General features: G+C 38.7%; 17 protein-coding genes. 3 read left to right on the forward strand and 14 right to left on the reverse strand.

The genetic code is table 11. From position 1 onward, the window contains the following. Positions 1–98: 98 nt before the first annotated feature. From JOC76_RS19030 to JOC76_RS19095, 14 genes are all read right to left on the reverse strand, one after another. Positions 99–758 (reverse strand): PspA/IM30 family protein, encoded by a 660-nt coding sequence (locus JOC76_RS19030; RefSeq protein ID WP_205180227.1) that lies wholly within the window; start codon positions 756–758, stop codon positions 99–101. A 5-nt stretch (positions 759–763) separates the two neighbouring features. After that, positions 764–1,060 carry a hypothetical protein gene (locus JOC76_RS19035; RefSeq protein ID WP_205180228.1) on the reverse strand — a complete coding sequence of 99 codons (297 nt, stop codon included), beginning with the start codon at positions 1,058–1,060 and terminating at the stop codon, positions 764–766. Between the two features lie 184 nt (positions 1,061–1,244). Beyond that, positions 1,245–1,691 (reverse strand): ribose 5-phosphate isomerase B, encoded by a 447-nt coding sequence (gene rpiB / locus JOC76_RS19040; RefSeq protein WP_205180229.1) that lies wholly within the window; start codon positions 1,689–1,691, stop codon positions 1,245–1,247. Positions 1,692–1,707: 16 nt separating this feature from the next. Further along, on the reverse strand, positions 1,708–1,851 hold the full coding sequence (locus JOC76_RS19045) for a GapA-binding peptide SR1P (RefSeq protein ID WP_205180236.1): 144 nt from the start codon (positions 1,849–1,851) through the stop codon (positions 1,708–1,710). Between the two features lie 69 nt (positions 1,852–1,920). Further along, positions 1,921–2,877, reverse strand: a complete 957-nt coding sequence (gene pfkA / locus JOC76_RS19050) for a 6-phosphofructokinase (protein ID WP_205180244.1) — start codon at positions 2,875–2,877, stop codon at positions 1,921–1,923. Between the two features lie 42 nt (positions 2,878–2,919). Beyond that, on the reverse strand, positions 2,920–4,251 hold the full coding sequence (locus JOC76_RS19055) for an MFS transporter (RefSeq protein ID WP_205180246.1): 1,332 nt from the start codon (positions 4,249–4,251) through the stop codon (positions 2,920–2,922). A 343-nt stretch (positions 4,252–4,594) separates the two neighbouring features. Continuing rightward, positions 4,595–5,260: a FadR/GntR family transcriptional regulator gene (locus JOC76_RS19060; protein WP_205180420.1), complete on the reverse strand. Its 666-nt coding sequence runs from the start codon at positions 5,258–5,260 to the stop codon at positions 4,595–4,597. Positions 5,261–5,395: 135 nt separating this feature from the next. Beyond that, entirely contained in the window at positions 5,396–6,154 is a 759-nt protein-coding gene (locus JOC76_RS19065; protein ID WP_205180248.1) for an SDR family NAD(P)-dependent oxidoreductase, read from the reverse strand. 24 nt (positions 6,155–6,178) lie between these two features. Beyond that, positions 6,179–7,132, reverse strand: a complete 954-nt coding sequence (locus tag JOC76_RS19070; RefSeq protein ID WP_205180250.1) for a transketolase family protein — start codon at positions 7,130–7,132, stop codon at positions 6,179–6,181. After that, positions 7,132–7,974 (reverse strand): transketolase, encoded by an 843-nt coding sequence (locus JOC76_RS19075; protein WP_307784743.1) that lies wholly within the window; start codon positions 7,972–7,974, stop codon positions 7,132–7,134. Before JOC76_RS19075 ends, JOC76_RS19070 begins: the two co-directional genes overlap by 1 nt. Before the next feature lie 234 nt (positions 7,975–8,208). Then, a complete protein-coding gene (locus JOC76_RS19080; RefSeq protein ID WP_205180253.1) occupies positions 8,209–9,540 on the reverse strand; it encodes an MFS transporter in 1,332 nt (443 codons plus the stop codon). A 92-nt stretch (positions 9,541–9,632) separates the two neighbouring features. Continuing rightward, the gene (locus JOC76_RS19085) at positions 9,633–10,658 is read right to left on the reverse strand and encodes a zinc-dependent alcohol dehydrogenase (protein ID WP_205180256.1); all 1,026 of its coding nucleotides are present in this window, start codon (positions 10,656–10,658) and stop codon (positions 9,633–9,635) included. Between the two features lie 221 nt (positions 10,659–10,879). After that, positions 10,880–11,572 carry a FadR/GntR family transcriptional regulator gene (locus JOC76_RS19090; RefSeq protein ID WP_205180258.1) on the reverse strand — a complete coding sequence of 231 codons (693 nt, stop codon included), beginning with the start codon at positions 11,570–11,572 and terminating at the stop codon, positions 10,880–10,882. A gap of 226 nt (positions 11,573–11,798) precedes the next feature. Beyond that, the gene (locus JOC76_RS19095; protein ID WP_205180260.1) at positions 11,799–12,551 is read right to left on the reverse strand and encodes a M50 family metallopeptidase; all 753 of its coding nucleotides are present in this window, start codon (positions 12,549–12,551) and stop codon (positions 11,799–11,801) included. A 310-nt stretch (positions 12,552–12,861) separates the two neighbouring features. Here JOC76_RS19095 and JOC76_RS19100 point away from each other — a divergent pair, with 310 nt between their 5' ends. From JOC76_RS19100 to JOC76_RS19110, 3 genes are all read left to right on the forward strand, one after another. Next, a complete protein-coding gene (locus JOC76_RS19100) occupies positions 12,862–13,809 on the forward strand; it encodes an L-lactate dehydrogenase (protein ID WP_205180262.1) in 948 nt (315 codons plus the stop codon). A 516-nt stretch (positions 13,810–14,325) separates the two neighbouring features. Continuing rightward, positions 14,326–15,273 carry an L-lactate dehydrogenase gene (locus JOC76_RS19105; RefSeq protein ID WP_205180271.1) on the forward strand — a complete coding sequence of 316 codons (948 nt, stop codon included), beginning with the start codon at positions 14,326–14,328 and terminating at the stop codon, positions 15,271–15,273. A 64-nt stretch (positions 15,274–15,337) separates the two neighbouring features. Further along, complete coding sequence (locus JOC76_RS19110) at positions 15,338–16,561, forward strand: MFS transporter (protein WP_205180273.1); 1,224 nt, start codon at positions 15,338–15,340, stop codon at positions 16,559–16,561. The last annotated feature ends 64 nt before the right edge of the window (positions 16,562–16,625 follow it).

Consider the following 16,625-nt stretch of genomic DNA (forward strand, 5'->3'; position numbering starts at 1 on the left):
ATCAGAATCAACGTGGTTGTGCTCAAATGAACTCCTCCTCTCTACGTCAGATAGAAAGAGAAGCACCAAGCTATTGTTTGGTGCTCCTCTCCCTTCAATTACAATTCACTTTTTAGCTTTTCAAGTTCCTTAGTCAGCTCTTCATCACTTACATAGCGATCATATGCAGTATCAATTTGTGCGAGCGGTGCTGCAAACTGATTGCCTGCCTGTACTTCTGCTTCCATTAATAGAATCTTTTCCTCCGCACGAGCGACGCCTCTCGCAACATCATCGGTATTGAACGAAACAGTTATTTTCTGAATTTGCTTCATCGACTGGGCCACATTCGCCCGAGACGCTAACAAGATTTTCTTTTGCTGTAATTGATTATAGGTTTCCTTGAGCTGGTCTATTTTTTCAACGAGGATTTGCGTTTGCCCCTTAAGTGATTCTAGTTGATCCACATAAAGTTGTAACGTTTTTTCTTGGTTAAGCTTTTCTTGTACGGCTAGTTTAGCAATAGCCTCCTCACCTTGTTCAATCGCTAGTTTCGCTTGACGCGTACGCTTGTCCACCAACGCTTTGGTTTGCGAAATAAGCGCGGCTTGCTTTTTCTCGACAAAAATTTGTCTAGCTAGAGCTTGCTGACCTTTGGTAATTTCTTTTTCAAATTCCCGAGAATACTCATTTAACATCGCAATCGGATCTTCAAGTCCGTCTAGTAATCCGTTAATTTCCGCCATTGTAATTGTTTTTAATCGTTTAAAAATACCCATTCTATTCATTCTCCTTTTTTGGTTAAAATATTTTTTTCCCATTGATCTAAGATGTTTGCATTTTGGTTTGATACTGGAATATGGGAACCTGCTAGTGAGGTGTCAATAAACTGTTGCATCGAAGAAGCTTGTGATTTCTTTTTGTACCATCTAACTAGTATTACGAGAACAGCTAGTCCAATAATAAGTAAAACCCAAGGGAATCCTCCCTCATGGTAACCATGACCGCCATTCATCATCATATGGCGACCGCCTTCAAATCCGCCGCGGTGACCCATTCCACCAAAACCATGTCCATTCATTTTCTGATCTCCTCTCGTTCTCTTATGTAATGAATAATAATAGAGTTTGGTGAAAACTTGGTGAAAAGAAAGAATCACGGGGACGGTTCTCCTGATTCGGAATCAGGAGAACCGTCCCCGTGATTCCACTCTAAAAAAAAACGGGCTGTTTTCTTTGCGAAAACAGCCCGACTTATGCGAGAGACTAAGAGTTTATTTCTTCATATTCTTTTATTTTATTGACACGGTTTGCGTGCCTGCCACCTTCAAAGGGGGTTGTTAACCATATTTCCGCGATATCGCGGGCTAGCCCTGGGCCGATGACACGCTCACCCATCGCTAAGATATTGGAATTATTGTGCTCTCTTGTTGCCTTTGCACTAAATGTATCGTGCACCAGTGCACAGCGTATTCCCTTTACTTTGTTTGCCGAAATACTCATACCAATCCCCGTGCCACAAACTAAGATACCTCGGTCTACTTCACCACTTGCTACCTTTTCCGCAACAGGAATCGCATAATCCGGATAATCAACAGAGGTGTCACAATCACACCCTAAATCTACGTACTCTATTTTCATTTCTTCTAGCAATGAGATGATTTCATTACGAATATTTATACCACCATGATCAGATGCAATCGCTACTTTCATTTTATTTTACCTCCCACTAGTCCTCTTTCTTGTCCTTGGAACAATTCTGACACACTCCATACCACGTTTTAACGCCTTCTGTACTTTCAACAGTGTCAATTACTTCTTCACACACCTGACAAATAATCGTGTCTTGTTTTTCAATTAGTTTCTGACCCATATTCGCTTCCCCCTAAATTTTTGGTAATAAAAACTTATTGATCAAAGCAACAATAAAGGGTATCCATTTCTAACTTAAAAGCTTTTCTAGTAATCTATATTTATCCTGCTTATCAGCTTTCTCCGAATTTACGCAGCCTAGTTCTTTATGAATCATTTTATTTTCCTTCATTCCAACAGCTAATCCCGAATGTCCATTCATCAGCAATTCGACTGCCTGAACGCCCATCCTGCTTGCTAATACCCGATCAAATGCGGATGCATTTCCCCCTCTTTGGATGAACCCTAATGAGGTGGTTCTTACACTAATGTTTAATTTCTTTTCAATGTATTCCTGCATGTCCTGCAAATCATACATTCTTTCGGTAACGATGACGAGGTTATCATTTTTTCCACTACTTATTCTTTGATGTAATTTTGAACAGATAGCATATAAATCTAACGGTTTTTCTGGAGTAGATACGATTTCCCCTCCGCCTGCTAAAGCAGAATATAAAGCTACATCACCGCAATATCTTCCCATCACTTCGACAATCGTTGTTTTATCATGCGAATAATCAGTATCTTTAATTTTACCGATACACTCCAATACCGTATTTAAAGTGGTATCAAATCCAATTGAATAATCTGTATAAGCTAAATCATTATCAATGGTTCCAGGTATTCCGACTACTTTCATCCCTAGATCATGTAATTTTTCGGCCCCTTTTAAAGATCCTTCCCCACCAATGACAATCAAGGAATCTATATCCAAATTTTTCAATATATTAATAGCTTTTTCCCGTCCTGCTTCCTCCATGAATTCTAAGGACCTTGAGGTTTTTAAAATCGTTCCGCCTCGATCCGCAATATCTTCTATCTCTTGGGAAGTTAGTTCATGCACTTTACCATCAATTAAACCTTGGAATCCACACTGTATCCCCATTACTTCCACATCATAATGGCTTGCTGCTTTTACTACTGCCCTTATAGCCGCATTCATTCCAGGCGCATCGCCACCACTTGTTAGGACCCCTAGTTTTTTCATGACCTCTACACCCTCTTACACGATTTATCCATATAGTTTTTCTTAACTCGTTTTTTTCAGTTCTATTTCCATTTTCCTACTCTGGACCTTTCCTGACTGTTTAACCAAGAAAACAATAATACAAGAACTTAAAATCATACTCACACCTAAGAAAATCATACTAATATTAAAGGAACCAGTTGTATCTTTAATATAGCCCACAATGTAAGGTCCAAAAAATCCACCAAGATTTCCTATGCTATTGATAAGGGCAATGGCGCCTCCAGCTGCAGCTCCAGTTAAGAAAGAAGGTGGAATGGCCCAAAATGGAGCGTATGCCCCAAATGCACCACATAGAGCAATGGTTAGAAATACAAATGATAAGATAATACTTACATTGGCAATATAGCTGCTTACAATCATCGCAATCGCACTTATGGTTAAACATACCGCAGCATGCCAGCGTCTCTCGTTCTTTTTATCTGAATGGTTGCCAACTAGAATCATGGTCACCATGGCTATAATATACATAGGAAATAAAATCAAACCCATACTTTGAGTGCTAAGATGCATTTTTCCAGCTAAACCTTTTGAAATGGTTGGTAAAAACATGTTAATCCCGTAATAGCCAACCATCCAGCAAAAGTATCCAGCTGCTAAAATGAGAACATCACGATCTTTCAAAGCCTGCAGGAAAGTGTAGTGTTTCACTTCCTGCTTTTCAAGTTTCTCTTTGGTTGTCACGTCGATTAACCATTTTTTCTCTTTTTTGTTCAACCAATTTACTTTTTCAATTTGATCGTCAAGATAGAAATAACAGATAATACCAAAGATGACAGATGGAATGGCTTCAGAAATAAACAACCATTGCCATCCTTCCATACCAAACCAGTTAACGTTTAGCAAGAAAGTACATAATAGAGAACCGATTGCATTTGTACTTGGTATGGCCACCATAAATCCAGCAATCGCCTTTGCATGGTGTTTCGTTTGATAGAAACCGCTTAAATAAGAGACCATACATGGATAAAAACTTGCCTCAGCAACACCTAAAAGAAATCGTACGGTATAAAATTGTATGGGGGTATGGACGAAAGTTTCTAAAAAGGCCAGGATGCCCCATGTCACCATGATTCTACTAATCCATTTTCGCGGACCAATTTTTGCCATCATCGCGCTGCCTGGTACCTCCAAAAGGAAATATCCTAGGAAAAAAATTCCCGCTCCAAATCCAAAAATAGCATTCGAAAAACCTAAATCTTTGTTTAATTGCAGGGCAGCATACCCAATATTCACTCGATCAAGTACGGATATTGAAAAACATAAAAATAGAAATGGAATTAATCTTAACGTCACTTTCTTGGTAGTGGAACGCTCAATTGCAAGTTGATCCATAATAATTCCTCCTAAGGTTGTTGCTTTTTCTTTATCTAGCTAGCTTTCATAAAGATTTATAGTTTATATGTTTTAAAAAAAAGATATCTTAAGAAGATTCAAGATTAATAATAGTAAGAATACAGCAACCCCTTACATCAAACGCTTTCATAAAATACCTTATTTATACTTGAATCAACGAAAAAGATATAAGCTGGTACTCTGTATCTTTTTTTAAAAATTACTATATAATCCTCATTACTAACTATTCGGAACATTTGTCCACTTGTATGCTAAGATAACTTTTGTTTTAAGCATATCTTTGACAGTCCTGGTTGTCAAGACGATATAGGGTATTTTTACTTCATTCCTTCCAATACCGATCATATAAGTTGTTCATATGATTAGTCATTAAATCAACTGCTTCCTTTTCATTGTGATTCTCAATTGCGTTAATAAGAAGTTGATGTTCTTTAAAATTAATATCTCGATAATCGGGTCGAGTTACCGTTCGATCTCGAAGAAATTCCCACATTTCTTGTTGCTTCATGGCATGACTAATAGCCGCCATAATGTTAATAAACAAGTCATTATGGGAAGCCTTTGCAATGCCAAAATGCAATTTGTGATCTGTTTCGGGTACATACACGCCATCCATGGTTTCTTGCTCCATCTCTTGGATGGTCGAACGAAGTTCCTCTATGTCTTCATCCGTTGCTCTTTGAGCTGCAAATTTGATAATGAGAGGCTCAATAGTCATTCTTGCTTCCACAATATCTTCTGGGGAAATCGATTTAAAGAAAATAGCTGATTCAGAATGATTATTTTTAAGCTGGTTCCGTTTCACAAAAATGCCTTCGCCCTGACGAGAATAGATGATACCGTTCAATTCTAATGCACTAAGGGCCTGTCGAATGGGAACACGGCTTACACCAAATTGTTCGCACAACTCTCTTTCAGCAGGCAATTTATCACCTATTTTAAATGAACCCGATTGGATTTCAGAAAGGATTTGATAATAAATTTGCATGTACAATTTCTTACTAGCTACTGGATTAAATAATTTAATAACAACCACTCCTCTCCAACTTTGTGTTCATCATCATATGTAAGTGATAATGAGACAGGCATTCCTGACTGGAATGCCTGTACAGTAAGGATTGGATTAATCCATGTGTGAACCACCATTAATATCAATTTCTTCCCCTGTAATGTAGGAAGCTTCTTGTGAAACTAAGAAAGCAATCGTCGCCGCAATTTCTTCCGTCTCACCTGGTCTTCCCATTGGAATTCCGTCGATTACCTTCTTAGCTTGATCTTCAGGAAGGGACTTCCAAATATCCGTATTCACAAGACCTGGTGCCACACAGTTCACAGTGATTCCATCAAGGGCAACTTCACGAGCAAGATTCTTAGAGAATCCTAATACGGCTGCCTTTGAAGCGGAATAATGCGGTCCACCAAATACACCGCCGCCTCGTTTCGCGGATACGGAGGAAAGACTAACGATTCGACCATACTTTTGCTCTTTCATCGTTTTTAGTACGGCTTGGGTGCATAGGAATAGTCCAAACATGTTTACATTAAATACTCTATTGATGTCCTCATATGTCATATCCTCAACGGTTACTTTTTGTGAAATTCCAGCATTATTCACAAGGATATCAATTTGGCCAAAGGCTTCGAGAACCTTTTCTACCATCGCCTCATTCGATTCTTTACTGGTGACATTTAGTTCGACTCCTAAAGCTTTTCCGCCAGCTTCCTCAATCGCATTAACGGTATCATGAATTCCTTCCATATTAAGGTCAGCCACAACTACTGCTGCTCCTTGTTTTGCAAGGGTTAACGCAATGGTGCGTCCAATCCCTTTTTTAGAACCACTGCCTGTAACGATCGCTACTCTATTGTTTAATTCAAACATGTTTCTTCTCTCCTCGATGATTTATTAGTTTTGGACTAAATTTTTTGCTGTAGTGACAATATTTTCAATGGTAATTCCATTAAGCTCTAACAATTTTTCATATGGAGCAGACTGACCGAATTGATCTTGAACTCCAATTCTTCTGACAATCCCCTTACCTTCTTCTGCCACTACTTCACATACTGCACTTCCGAGACCATTTAAAATATTGTGGTCTTCAACTGTAATAATTTTGCCAACATTTAGACAGTCAACGACAGCTTCCCGATCGAGCGGCTTTATCGTATGCATGTCTAATAGTTTGACAGATATTCCTTCTCCTTCTAATCGCTTTGCCGCTTCTAAAGCGAGATAGACGGTGTCACCGTTTGCAATAACCGCGATATCTTTCCCGTCCTTAATCTGTTTAGCTTTCCCAATCGTAAATTCTTCATTTTCATCATATAGAACCGGCACTGTATCTCTTGTAAAACGAAGGTATACAGGACCATACATTTCAGCCGCTTGTTCGACTAATTTTCTAGTAGAATGATAGTCAGCACCCATAATAACCGTCATATTTGGAATCGTTCTTAGTACGCCCATATCTTCAATAGCTTGATGACTTGCCCCATCACTCGCTGGAGTAAGTCCGCCATGAGAACAAGCAATTTTTACATTTAGGTTCGGATAACAAATTTCTTGTCTGATCTGCTCCGCCATTCTTAAAGAACCAAATACTGCGTAAGTGCTTACAAACGGGATCTTACCAGTTGTCGCAAGTCCTGCCGCTAATCCAGCACCATTTTGTTCTGCAATACCAACATTGACATGCTGATTTGGAAATTTATTTGCAAATGCTGTAGTCTTACATGATTTACCGATATCAATATCCACCACATAAATATTTTTATTTTTTTCCCCTAAACGGACAATTTCATCACCGAATGCATCTCTGGTCGCTTTTTTGACTAAAATATCTTTTTCCATTAAGCTCATTATTTTAACCCCCCTACTACTTCTTCTACAGCTTTAAGAAATTCGCCATCGTTTGGAGCAACCCCATGCCATGTAACCGAATGTTCCATAAAAGATACTCCCTTACCTTTTACCGTGTTAAGGACGATACATTTGGGCTTTCCATTTTTAGCTTCGCGAATCCCATCTAGTGTTTCAACAATCTCTTCCATCGAATGTCCATTGATTCTTTTCGTTTCAAAGCCAAAAGCCGCAAATTTCTTTTCTAAATCTTGGTTTGGCATAATTTCTTCGGTTGTACCATCAATTTGCAATCCATTATCATCAACGAATACTACTAAATTATCTAACTGATATTTAACAGCGCTTTGTGCTGCTTCCCATATTTGACCTTCTTGACACTCACCGTCACCTAACATGGCGAAAACTCGGTAAGTCTTTGAATCTCGTTTGCCTCCTAGTGCCATACCTACTGTACAAGAAAGTCCCTGTCCTAACGAGCCTGTCGAAATATCAATACCTGGGCACTTTTTCATATCTGGATGTCCTTGGAACGGTGAACCAAATTCTCTTAGAGTGTAAATGGTGTCATATGGTACATATCCCCGTAATGCTAATGCTGAATATTGGATTGGACAAACATGCCCTTTTGATAAAACAAACCGATCACGATCTTCCCACTGGGGATTATTTGGATCTATATTCATTTCTTTAAAATAAAGTGCCGTTACCACATCAGCTGCAGATAAGGAACCACCAGGATGCCCGGCTTGCGCTTTGTGTATCATCGTGAGAGCTGTTTTCCTCATCTCAATTGCTTTTTGCTTTAATTCTTCAATACCAACATCTTTCATACCATTCACCTCATTTAATTTTTATCAACTTAACTTGTTGTCTACTTGTCTACTAAGTTAACTTATGAACTCAGTATATCACCGTTTTCATATTTGTCAATGCAGATTTTATAAAAAATTAACCATTTGTAAAATCTATAAAAAACTCACTTTGCCTTTAAAGACAAAAAAACCTTCGGTCAACAAAAATTGTGCTCCGAAGGTTTTAGCTGGCTAGATGATATTATTTAATTAATTATTTTTTCAGCTAGATTTTTTCAAGTTATTATCAACATTTGTCCTTAAGGCCTTACCTGACTGTTTGACTAGGAAAACAATAATACAAGAGCCGATAATCAAACTTACACCTAAGAAAACCATACTAGCATTAAATGAGCCTGTTACATCTTTAATATATCCAACAATATACGGTCCAAAGAAACCACCAAGATTCCCGATACTGTTAATAAGTGCAATCGCCCCTGCTGCTGCTGCCTCAGTTAAGAAGGATGGCGGAATCGACCAGAATGGAGAGTACGCACCAAATGCCCCACAAAGAGCGATGGTTAAGAAAACAAACGATAGAACAATACTAGTATTGGCGACAAAACTACTAATGACCATGGCAATGGCACTAGTTGTTAAACATGCGGCAACATGCAAGCGCCGCTCGTTCTTTTTGTCGGAATGGTTGCCAACTAGAATCATAGTGACCATCGCACAAACGTACATTAATCCTAAAACCCAGCCCATTGTTTGAGTACTAAGGGATGTCGCCTCCGTTAAACCTTTTGAAATGGTTGGTAAAAACATAACAATCCCGTAATATCCAATCATCCAGCAAAAATATCCGATAGATAAGATTAAAACATCACGATCCTTTAAAGCCTGCAAGAAAGTGTAGTGTTTGACTTCCTGTTTTTCAAGTTTCTCTTTTGTGGTAATATCCATTAACCATTTTTTCTCGTCGGCATTTAACCATTTTACATCTTCAATTTTATCGTCCAGATAGAAATAGCAGATAATACCTAAAATAATAGCTGGAATCGCTTCCATTATAAACAGCCATTGCCAACCTTCCAATCCCATCCAGTGAACTCCTAGTAAGAATGTGGAGAGTGGTGAACCTAATGCATTCGCCCCTGGTATAGCCACCATAAATCCGGCAATTGCCTTTGCATGATGTTTCGTTTGATAAAAACCACTTAAATAAAAGACCATACATGGATAAAAACTTGCCTCCGCAACCCCTAAAAGAAATCGAGCGGTATAAAATTGCAAGGGAGTTTTTACAAAAGCCATAAAAATGGCAATGATGGCCCATGTAACCATGATTCTACTAATCCATTTTCTTGGTCCAATTTTGGTCATAATGGCACTGCCCGGGACCTCTAAAAGGAAATACCCAAGGAAAAAGATCCCTGCCCCAAATCCAAAAACCGCATTAGAAAAACCTAAATCTTGGTTCATTTGTAATGCTGCAAATCCAATATTTACCCGATCAAGTATCGATATGGTAAAACATAAAAATAAAAATGGAATTAATCGTAACGTCACCTTTTTAGTAGTTGAACGCTCTAATTGAAGTATATCCAAAATAATTCCTCCTATCATTCTCCTCTATAATCGTTGCAAACCCTTACATTAAACTTTTAAAAAAAGATCAAAGCTACAAAAATATGTAACATTTAAAATTTCAATAAAACCTTTACAACATTCTCTAGTTTTTGGTCAACTAGATTCATAGCATCCTTAATATCTTCAATTGGTATAACCTTTGATATAAGCAAAGTGGTATCAAATTGATTAGTTGCGATTGCTTCTGCTGCGATCTCAAAATCCTCTCTCACATACATGTTAGAACCAATTAATTCAATCTCTTTATTTTGAATGTAAGAGATATCGATTTCTGGTTTTTTGCCAAAAAGAGCTACTTCGGATACTTTTCCGCCTCTTTTGACGATCTTGAAAGAATCATTCAGGACGGATTGAATTCCAACGGCGATAAATACTGTGTCTACTCCGTCACCATCTGTTTCTTCCAATATCCTTTCAACTGCATCCTCATCATTTGTATTAATGGCAGTAGTAACACCCAGTCCTTTGGCAATTTCTAAATTATAATCCAAAGCATCTGTTATGAAGATCTTGGTTGCACCTGCATTTTTTGCCGCAATCATTAACCCCAAACCTATAGGGCCTGCACCGAGAATAGCTACTTTATCGTTGTGCCCTACTCCGGCCTTTCTAACCGCATGAACGCCCACTGCAAGGGGTTCGATTAGGGCTCCCTGTTCAAACGATACATTATTTGGTAACTTTACAATGGTGTTTTCCGGAACAACAATAAATTCACCAAAAGAGCCAATCCATTCTTGTGTACCTAACACCCTTTTTTCTTTACAGATGTGATAATTTCCAGCTTTACAAGATTTGCATTCACCACATCCATAATGCGGCTCTACCGTAACACGATCCCCGACTGAGACATCCAAGACGTCTGAACCTGTTTCTACAACCACTCCTGCAAGTTCATGTCCTGATATGACTGGCGGGATTCGAAAAGGATGTGTACCGTGGTAAGCATGAATTTCTGATCCGCATATTCCAGTTACGACCACTTGAATTTTGACCTGATTAGCATGCATTATTTCCGGTTCGCGAACCTCATTCAAAACGATTGAAAATGGTTGATCAATAACCGCTGCTCTCATTGTCTCCTCCTTTGTTTGAACGTATTTAATCCCTACTCACTTGTCCTCTTGTTCACTTGTCTACTAAGATGTTATGTATTTAATATACGTTTATTGAATTTGCTTGTCAATAAGAAAAAGTCAGTTGATGGACATTTTTTCTATCAATAAAAAAATTCCCCATTGTATTTACGGGGAATTTAACGTATTGGACTATATACTGTTTTGACAGGTTGGTTCATTTAATCCTTGTTCCAATACCTATCATATAAATTCTGCATATGATTGGTCATAATTTTCACTGCTTCTTTTTCGTTGCGATCCTCTATTGCTTTAATTAGTAATTGATGTTCTTTGAAATTAACTTCTCGGTAGTCCGGTCGAGTAACGGTCCGATCTCGAATAAATTTCCACATTTCCTGTTGTTTCATCGCATTAATAATATCAGCCATGATGTTGATAAATAAATCATTATGAGAGGCCTTGGCAATACCGGCATGTAATTTCTCGTCTGTTTCTGGTACGTATACTCCAGAACTGGTTTCCTCTTCCATCTGTTTGATGGTTGAACGAAGCTCCTCTATGTCTTCATCAGTTGCTCTTTGGACTGCAAATTGGACAATAAGTGGCTCGATGTTCATTCTTGCCTCAACAATATCTTCAGGGGATATGGATTTAAAGAAGGATTGATCAGTAGCAAGCTGATTGCTTTTGACATAAACACCCTCGCCTTGGCGTGAGTAAATAATCCCATTTAATTCTAGGGCGCTTAGGGCCTGACGAATAGGAGCACGACTTACACCAAACATTTCGCATAGTTCTCTTTCAGCTGGCAGTTTATCGCCTATTTTAAATGAACCCGATTGGATTTCTGAAAGAATTTGATTATAGATTTGCATATATAATTTCTTGCTGGATACTGGATTAAAGTTCATAATAATCACCTCTTTCTACACTATGTTCGTTGTATTCTAAGTAAGTAATTAGACATCTATAATTATAATGATATTTATGGAAAAGGGCAATACGCTTAGTATTTAAAGAATTCTGCCGGGTTGTTAACAATAGCTCTAGTACTTATAAGAATTATATAAAATTGGGCTGTTTTCTTTGCGAAAACAGCCCGACTTTTTTGTTGAAACCTTTTAATACCTTTGCCTCTTAAAATTTCCCACTAACCGTCGTCCAGATTTGATTTTTGACATCTAAAAGATGATTCGCCAAATTCATATCCAAACTAAATGGCAGACTAATAAAATTCAGTGCAAAAAAGTAACCAGCTAGGACAGTTTGTCCAAACAGAATGATGCCCAAAACAGCAGCCGGGATATATTTTGTTTGAACCAATGCCGCTTTCCTCTTCGGATTGCTCCTCGACATAAATGATTGCCTGCAAACCTGAAATGCTCCAAGAAGTGATTGGACAAATAGCACCGATGCTAGGAAAATACTCATATGAACGAGAACCGTCTCAACGTTTACATTCACAGGCAATACATTGTTGTAGCGGAGATAAATTGGTGTGGCCAATAGCGCAACAACGGAAATTCCCCATATGACTCCAAAGGCGTTGCGGATCCACAACAATATGGCAAGCACTGCAAGTCCTACATATAGATAAATAACGTATTGATAGTTTCCTCTGGTAACGAGATAAAGTAAACCAATTCCGACCAAGGAAGCAACCGAATAGCCGGCATATGAAATCAACGCCTTTTTAAAAGGGGATGCTTGGCTCCCTGTCGTCTGACCTGAGCCATCCGGATAAAGATGAATTTTCCCTCCTTCCAAACAAGCACTAACTATGAGGTTAACAAGATTGTGGAAATGAGCAAAAAACACTCTCAAAAAAGGAAGTAACCCCCCAACCAACGCTACCCCCAAATAAATAAAAATCCACGTAGTCGTATTCAAACAACATTCTCCTCCCTATGCATTCTATATAAAAAATAGTAATAGAGAATAGTGAAATCTTGGTGAAAAAGGGGGGGGCACGGGGGGTTCATGGGGACGGTTCTTGTGATTCCGAATCACGAGAACCGTCCCTTTGCTTCCACCATTGAATCAAGAGAACCGTCCCCATGCTTCATAATGTTCATCATTATGTCATATTTATTGTGAAAAATATCACAATTGAGGTGCTATACTAACATCATCAACTTGTTAATGTTAAATATCATACGAAATCATCTTTTAAATTTTTATATAAAGGGGAGTTTACATTATGGAAAACCTAAATAAGAAAGTAAATCGAGTAGTCTTAATTGGAACAGGTGCAGTTGGATGTAGTTATGCTTATTCTATGATTAATCAAGGAGTAGCTGAAGAATTAGTTCTTATTGATGTGAATGAAGCAAAATCAGAAGGCGAAGCGATGGACCTGAACCATGGAATACCGTTTGCTCCTTCCCCTATCAAAGTATGGAGCGGAACTTACCAAGATTGTGAAAGTGCAGACTTAGTTGTTATTACAGCAGGATTGGCCCAAAAGCCAGGAGAAACCCGTTTACAATTAGTCGAAAAGAACACCAAAATATTTAAAGAAATCATTAAAAACATCATGGCAAGTGGTTTTGACGGAATCTTCTTAGTCGCAACCAACCCGGTTGATATTTTAACCTATGTGACTTGGAAAGAGTCTGGACTGCCAAAAGAACGCGTTATTGGTTCTGGTACTGTTTTAGATTCTGCGCGTCTTCGCACTGCGCTTGGTCAGCATTTTAACATGGACACACGGAATGTTCATGCTTATATCATTGGCGAACATGGGGATACAGAACTTCCGGTTTGGAGCCGTTCTTCAGTAGGTGTGGAAAGACTAGAAGAACTTCCACCTGAAAGACTCAACAGAGAAAGCCTAGAAAATATTTTTGTGAATGTCCGTGATGCTGCCTATCATATCATTGAACGCAAGGGCGCAACTTACTACGGAATTGGAATGTCCCTTGTTCGAATTACAAAAGCAATATTAAATAATGAAAACTGTATCTTAACGGTATCTTCTTATCTAGACGGACAATACGGTCACCAAGATGTATTTATCGGTGTTCCAGCTGTCATAAACCGTGGCGGAATCCGCGAAATCATCGAGATCGACTTAAATGCAAAAGAAAAACAACAATTCGATCACTCCGTTACCGTGCTAAAAGAAACAATGAAACCTGTAATCTAAATGGAATCATGGGGACGGTTCTTGTGCTTCCAAATCATCGGGAATCACAAAGACGGTTCGAGACCTGTGGGAAATTTCCAACTATATTAATTATTAAAATCATATAAAAGGGAATAAAAAATGGGCACCTCAAGGTGTCCATTTTCGTTTCTAATAAAGAACACCCTTATAAAATAATAGGTACGACCAAATACCACAATCATAAAGAGGGAGTCTCTTGTGCTTCTACTAGAGCCAAAGAATCAAGTATACACTCTTTTTTATATAACAGAAAATTATAGTAATAGGGTTTAGTTTTTCACAGGTCTCGGACGGTCTTGTGCTTCCGAATCACTAGAACCGTCCCCATGCTTCCTCATGTAACCGCATACCACCTTTACTTCAAAATGTAAAGGTTTCCATACAAATGTTCATCATTATGCCATATTCATTGTGAAAAACTTCACAATATAGTGATATACTAACACCATCAACTTGTTAATTAATACATTTTCTATATATAAGGGAGAGGTCAACATGGACAGCAGAAATAAAAAAGTAAATCGAGTAGTCTTAATTGGAACAGGTGCAGTTGGATGTAGTTATGCTTATTCTATGATTAACCAAGGAGTAGCAGAAGAATTAGTCCTTATAGATGTTAATGAAGCAAAATCAGAAGGCGAAGCGATGGACCTAAATCATGGAATTCCGTTTGCACCGTCCCCTATCAATGTATGGAGCGGAACTTACCAAGATTGTGAAACGGCAGACTTAATTGTTATTACAGCCGGATTGGCTCAAAAGCCAGGCGAAACTCGCTTACAATTAGTCGAAAAGAACACCAAAATCTTTAAAGAAATCATTAAAAACATCATGGCAAGTGGTTTTGACGGCATCTTCTTAGTCGCAACCAACCCAGTTGATATTTTAACCTATGTGACTTGGAAAGAGTCTGGTCTGCCAAAAGAACGTGTAATTGGTTCTGGTACTGTCTTAGATTCTGCTCGTCTTCGCACTGCGCTTGGTCAACATTTTAACATGGACACTCGGAATGTTCATGCCTATATCATTGGTGAACACGGAGACACAGAACTTCCAGTTTGGAGCCGTGCCTCAGTAGGGGTGGAAAGACTAGAAGAGCTTCCAGCTGAAAAACTCAACAGAGAAAGCCTAGAAAATATTTTTGTGAATGTTCGTGATGCGGCCTATCATATCATTGAACGCAAGGGCGCTACTTACTACGGAATTGGAATGTCTCTTGTTCGAATCACAAAGGCAATTTTAAATAATGAAAACTGCATTCTAACTGTATCCTCTTATCTAGACGGACAATACGGTCATCAAGATGTATTTATCGGCGTTCCAGCTGTCATAAACCGTGGCGGAATCCGCGAAGTCATCGAGATCGACTTAAATGAAAAAGAAAAACAACAATTTGATCACTCTGTTATTGTCCTAAAAGAAACAATGAAACCAGTAATCTAAGGAAAATTTTAAGTGACCTTTTACAAGAAATAAATTCTCTAATGATATGAAAGAAGATGAGGACATGAAAACGATGAATCACACTAAAAAAGGTTATTTTATGATGGCAGTTTTATGGCTGGCTTATGTAACCTTTGCCATGAACTGGGTCGCAGGTTCTTCCTTGACACCGCAGATTACCGCAACGTTTTTCGGTGGTCCGGTGGATCCCCTTATTTCTCAATTAGTGAACTATTCGATTACGACAGCTCGTGTATTTGCAAATATTTTAGCAGCCGTCGTACTGATGAAATTAGGACCTAAAAAAGCGGCAGGAACGGCTATCGGTCTATTGATGATGGGGCTTGTCGCCATTTATCTGCCTAATTACTGGGCCTATACCCTTGCAAGAATGGTCATGGCTGTTGGGGGCTCGATGGTAATTGTTTACATGAATCCAGTTGTTGCTCACTATGTAAAAAATTCACAAGTAAAGTTGCGCATTAATGCTGCTAATACAGTGGCCTATAATACTGGTGCCTTTATTGTCGCCGTTTTATTTACGGTTTTTGCTAAACAAATGGTCGCTAATTGGCGTTTAACGTTAACGTTTTTTGCCTCTTTAACACTATTGTTTTTTATCGCTTGGCTTTGGAAAGCGGAGACCTTTGAGACACGAGTTTCAGGTGAAAAAGCTGAAACTTATGGTTACAAAGATGCACTCAGGGACGGATTTCTCTGGCGTTATGGTCTAGCGTTTGCTTCCTTTTTAACTTTGTATGTCTTATCACTGGTAAGCTTTAAAGCGATTTTTGACCAGTATACATTATTAAATGGATCTGTAACGAATCTATTAATTTCAGGCTTCGGTATTCTCGGTACATTTGCCGGAATTCGAATCGGGAATAAAGGGGTACCGCGCAAGCCAGCCCTTCTGTTCTCCGGAATTGTCATGGTAGGGACATTTGCCTTTGCAATTGTGTTCGCTAATAAAGTTCCACTTTTATCTTACACGTTAATTGCCGTTTCCGGATTTGCAATGTATATCCAGTACCCAATCTTTTTGAATCTCCCTCATGAATTAAAAGGGATGACACCACAAAGATTGACAATCATGTTCGGACTATTTTGGGCAATTGCCTACGCGGGACAAACCATTGCAACCATTATTTGGAGCTATATCCTAGGAACATCCGGATACACACCAGCGATGATCTTCTTCATCGCCGTATCAAGCCTATACATCTTCCTAGTAGCAACCTTCCCAGAAACAAAACAAAAGGAAGCCGCTATAAGAAATGCCGCATAAAAGGGCAATCATGGGGACGGTCCTTCCCGCTCCCAAATCAACAGGAATCACAGGGACGGTTCTT

Origin of the sequence: Neobacillus cucumis (genome assembly GCF_016908975.1) — a bacterium.
In the GTDB taxonomy this organism is placed as follows: Bacteria; Bacillota; Bacilli; order Bacillales; family Cytobacillaceae; genus Neobacillus; species Neobacillus cucumis.